This window comes from Deinococcus frigens DSM 12807 (assembly GCF_000701425.1).
Classification (GTDB): domain Bacteria; phylum Deinococcota; class Deinococci; order Deinococcales; family Deinococcaceae; genus Deinococcus; species Deinococcus frigens.
In genome coordinates this window covers 1-4,427 of sequence record NZ_JNIW01000112.1, presented here as the reverse complement: position 1 = coordinate 4,427, position 4,427 = coordinate 1, and the positions used below count along the sequence as shown (strand labels likewise).

Genomic DNA, 4,427 nt, shown 5'->3' with positions numbered 1-4,427 from the left:
TACGGATTCCGGTTGAACAGTTATGAAATAACTGCGAAACCCGACCAACGGGAGAAGGGAAAGTACGGATTCCAGAATGGTGTTGGCTTTTGGTGCTGTCCCAAAAGATAACTGAATGACCGGAATCCGTATAAGGGGTCAGGCGTGTTGTGGTGGGCGCGTCCCATCATCCCTCCAGCGTGGTCAGGTCGCCGGGGTCCTCGCCCAGCGCCTGGGCGCGCAGCACGCGGCGCATGATCTTGCCGCTGCGCGTCTTGGGCAGGGCGGACACGATCTCCACCCGGCCCGGCGTGGCGATCGGCCCCAGTTCGCGCCGGACGTGTTCGCCGATGCTGGCGCGCAGGCCGGGACTGTCTGCCGGGGCGCTGTTCCCATTGGCGCTGTGGGAGGCCCGCAGGATCACGTAGGCCACGATGCTCTGGCCCTTCAGTTCGTCGGGGATGCCAATCACGGCGGCCTCGGCCACGGCGGGGTGTGAGACCAGGGCGTCCTCCACGTCCGAGCTGCCGATGCGGTGCCCGGCCACGTTCAGGACGTCGTCGGCGCGGCCCAGGATCGAGAAACAGCCGTCCTCGTCGCGCAGGGCCAGGTCGCCGGACAGGTAGCCCGCCGGGTTCTCGCTCCAGACCTGGGCGTATTTTGCGGGGTTGCCGTGGACGCCGCGCATCATGGACGGGAAGGGGCGGCGGATCACCAGATGGCCCTGCACGTTGTCGGGCAGGCTGTGGCCCCGCTCATCCACCACGTCGGCCACCACCCCGGCCAGCGGGCGGCCCACGAAGCCGGGGCGCGCGTCCCAGCGCGGATGGCTGCCCAGCGTGGGCGCGCCCAGTTCGGTCTGCCACCAGTGATCGATGACGATGGCGTGCGCGCCTTCTCCCAGCCCCCCGGCCAGGTGCTGCTGCGCCCAGCGCCACGCCTCCGGGTTCAGCGCCTCGCCCGCGCAGGCGATCACGCGCAGGCGGCTCAGGTCATAGGGTTCCAGCACCTCTGCCCCCAGTTTCATGAATAGGCGCAGGGTGGTGGGCGCGGTGAACAGCACGTCCACGCCGTACTTCTCGGCGCTGCGCCACAGAATGCCGGGGTCAGGGAAATCCGGCGCGCCCTCGCGGAACAGCACGGTGGCCCCGGCCACCAGCGGGCCGTAGACGATGTAGCCGTGCCCCACGATCCAGCCGATGTCGCTGGTGCAGAAGAACACGTCGTCCTGGCCGACATCGAACAGCGCGCCCAGGTGGTAGGCAGTCCCCACGATGTAGCCGCCGTGCGTGTGGATCACGCCCTTGGGCTTGCCGGTGCTGCCGGAGGTGTACAGGACGAACAGCGGATGCTCGGCCCCCACCGACACCGCCGCGGCCCGCCCGTGCGTGAACAGGCTTTCCCAGGCCACCGTGCGCGGATCGTGCTGGCGCGAAAAGGTCTTGATGCGCTCCCACAGCACCAGATGCTGCACCTGCGGCAGGTCCGCGACGGCCTCGGCAGCCACCGAGTACAGGTCCACCAGCCTGCCGCGCCGGTATCCCACGTCCGCCGTGATCACAAGGCGCGCGCCCGCGTCGGTGATCCGGTCCCGCAGCGCGCCCACGCCCAGGCCCGCGTACACCACTGAATGCACCGCGCCCAGCCGCGCGCAGGCCAGCATGGCGATACAGCCCTCGGGCGTCAGCGGCATGTAGATCACCACCCGTTCGCCCACGCCCACTCCCAGCGCCCGCAGTCCGGCGGCGGCGCGCTCGACCCGCTCGTGCAGCATGCCGTAGGTCAGCACCTGTTCCTCGCCGCTCTCGGACAGCCAGATAAAGGCCGCGCGGGTGCGTGCCTCGCCGCGCGCGTGGCGGTCCAGCGCGCTGAGGGTCACGTTGGTCTCGCCGTCGGCAAACCACTGAAAGTCCGGGGCCTGCCCACTCAGACCCTGAGTCGGTGTGCGGGTCCATTCCAATTTGCACGCCTGAGCCAGCCAGAAGGCGTCCGGGTCCGCCCGCGCCGCGTCAATGTCTGCCTGCGGATCGGAACGCAGCCGGGTGGTCACGCTGTCCGGGACGGTGAACCGCTCGGCAGAGGGGGAAAGGGGAGTGGCCGGATCGGGTTCGGACATGGGGCAAACCTCCAGAAAGCGGGTGTCTGTATCGTCGAGAAGCATGGTGTTATGGAAATGGCGTTGTGCCCTCAGTCTAGCCGCGCCCGCCGGGGGATGGGCGGCGAATTGCAAGGGCGAACCCTTCTGCCTGCTTCCTCACGTGAGGCCGAGAGGCGCAGTCAGTCGAACGACGCAGCCAGCCCCCTGCCTCCCTTTGAGCGGAGGTGCCCCAGATGGGCGAAATGGCGAAACTGCGAAACAGAGGGATGGAACGGGCCTGACACACTCAAAACCGAATCTCCCACCAGACCTGCACCGCCCTCGAAGATTATGTAATGAGCATAATACATGCTATAATATACGTATGAAGAACGCCCCGCAGACCCTCGAATTTGGCACCGTTCGGCTGCCCATCAGCGCCGACGGATTGCTGCTCGCATCCTGCGCCCTGGCCCAACTGGGGCTGGCCGATCCCGACTGGGACGCGCTGGCCGCCGAACATGAGCTGACCGCCCCCGCCCGCGACTTTGGCGCTGGCGTCGAGGCCACCCTGAGTCTGGCCGAGTTCGTGCGGCTGGCTTTCGTGCTGGACACCACCGGAGCGCGGCGCTGGCGCAGGCGGGCGCAGGAGCTGCTGACGCGCGCCCTGAGCGGCGACGTGAAACTGGCCGCCCAGATCGCCGAACGCAGCGCCGATCCCGAGGCGCGGCGCTGGCTGGCCTCTCGCCTGGAAAGCACCGACGCCCGCCGCGAGCTGATGGCGACGGTGGCCCGCCACGGCGGCGAGGGCAACGTGTACGGGCAACTGGGCAGCATCAGCAACCGCAGCGTGCTGGGTATGGACAGCGCTGGCATCCGCCGTGAACGCGGGGTCAGGGCCACCCGCGACGGCCTGAGCAGCACCGAACTGCTGCGGCTGGCCTACCTGGACGCCGCCACCGCCCGCGCCATCACCGAGCGCGGCGCACACGGCAATGCCGCCATCCTGCACCTGCACGAGCGGCTGGCCCGCCACGAGCGCCGGGGCTGGGCCGGGGACGGCTCGGGGTCACCGCAGGCGGGGTAAGGGAAGGCTTATCTCACAGAGAGGGTTTTTTTGGTCTGGAGGTGGGTATTGGGATGGGCTGTTCCGTTTGTCCCCTCCGCTTCGCAGCTTTGCAAGCCCGTCACTTCGGGGCATCTCCGAACAAAGGGAGACAAGGAGCTGGCTGCGGAGCAAGCAGGCTGAGGAGTTGGCCCCTCCAGCTCATCCCCCGCCCACCGCCCCAGCAAAACCCGCTTGGCGCTCGCTTTTCCTCATGCTGGGCCGCTATTGATCGCAGCGCAAATACAGCTTGATATTCTGGCGGTATGGCCGAATGGCAACCCTCACGGTATTCCCGTGCCCAGCTTGAGGAATGTCGACTGGCTGCTGCTGAATGGCTCTAAAGCGGCACCCAGACGCACTGCGAGATTGCCGAACGTTTCGGCGTGTCCGTGCTCACCGTCACCACCTGGAGCACCCGGCTTAAGAAGATCGGGACGCTCTAGGCCACTGTGGGCACCGGGCAACCGTCACGTCTCACCTCCAGCCAGCTCGACCAGTTGTGCACCCCCCGTATGAGGGTGCGCCGCAGCACTGCTTTCCCCACAACACGTGGACGACCGGCAGGTCACGGAGCTCATCGGTCGGCACTTTGATCTCTGGTCTCGCCGCCACTACGTTCGGGAAATCCTTCATCAGGTGGGCTTCGCGCCGCAGATGCCGGATGGACGGGCGGCTGAGCGCAATGAACTTCGGATTGCATCTTGGCGGCAACAGGTCGCAGCGGGATTAAAAAAAGGTGGTTGAGGGTGCCACTCTCGTGTACGTGGATGAGGCGGGGTTCTCGCCCAGAGGTGTGTGAAGGCGAACGTGGTCGACCAGGGGCATGACGCCTTAGTACAGCGTCAAGCGATGTTTTAAGAGTTGAGGTGTAAGCTGGGGGATGAAGAAGCACCTGGTCAACCTGGCTCCCTCGGAGCGTGCGGACGTTGAGCGTTTCGTTCGTACGGGTCACCGAAGCGCGCAGGCCATCACCCGTGCGCGCTTCCTGTCCCTGTCTCTCTTGCTGGGGTGTCCATACCAGCGTATCGGCCCGCTGGCGGGGGTGTTCCCCGCCCGCACCATCCGAGGCGTAGACCGTGCGATTGCCCTTCACAGGGCAGCAGAAATATTTTGCACCACGAAGGATTCGCAACATAATCGAGGTGACGGCATACCAGGTGTCCATCAGCACGCAGCGGAACAGGAGTTCCCGACGGGCTTCTTTTTCAAAGAGGCGGCGTAGCATGTCCAGGACATGATCGACTTTGCTTTTCCTGTCATCGT

The 4,427-nt window shown here is 66.3% G+C and carries 4 protein-coding genes; 3 read left to right on the top strand and 1 reads right to left on the bottom strand.

What is annotated here, in order from left to right; all coding sequences use genetic code 11:
* Positions 1-166: 166 nt before the first annotated feature.
* Positions 167-2,140 (bottom strand): acetate--CoA ligase, encoded by a 1,974-nt coding sequence (locus Q322_RS0119535; protein WP_245593328.1) that lies wholly within the window; start codon positions 2,138-2,140, stop codon positions 167-169.
* A gap of 301 nt (positions 2,141-2,441) precedes the next feature.
* Between Q322_RS0119535 and ddrC the strand changes: the two genes are divergently transcribed.
* The 3 genes from ddrC (at position 2,442) to Q322_RS25040 (ending at position 4,386) form a co-directional block, all read left to right on the top strand.
* Positions 2,442-3,143, top strand: coding sequence for a DNA damage response protein DdrC (gene ddrC / locus Q322_RS0119530; RefSeq protein ID WP_029479522.1), 702 nt, complete (start codon positions 2,442-2,444; stop codon positions 3,141-3,143).
* A gap of 570 nt (positions 3,144-3,713) precedes the next feature.
* Positions 3,714-3,908 (top strand): winged helix-turn-helix domain-containing protein, encoded by a 195-nt coding sequence (locus tag Q322_RS25045; protein ID WP_162176647.1) that lies wholly within the window; start codon positions 3,714-3,716, stop codon positions 3,906-3,908.
* A gap of 136 nt (positions 3,909-4,044) precedes the next feature.
* The gene (locus Q322_RS25040) at positions 4,045-4,386 is read left to right on the top strand and encodes a hypothetical protein (RefSeq protein ID WP_029479521.1); all 342 of its coding nucleotides are present in this window, start codon (positions 4,045-4,047) and stop codon (positions 4,384-4,386) included.
* Positions 4,387-4,427: the final 41 nt, after the last annotated feature.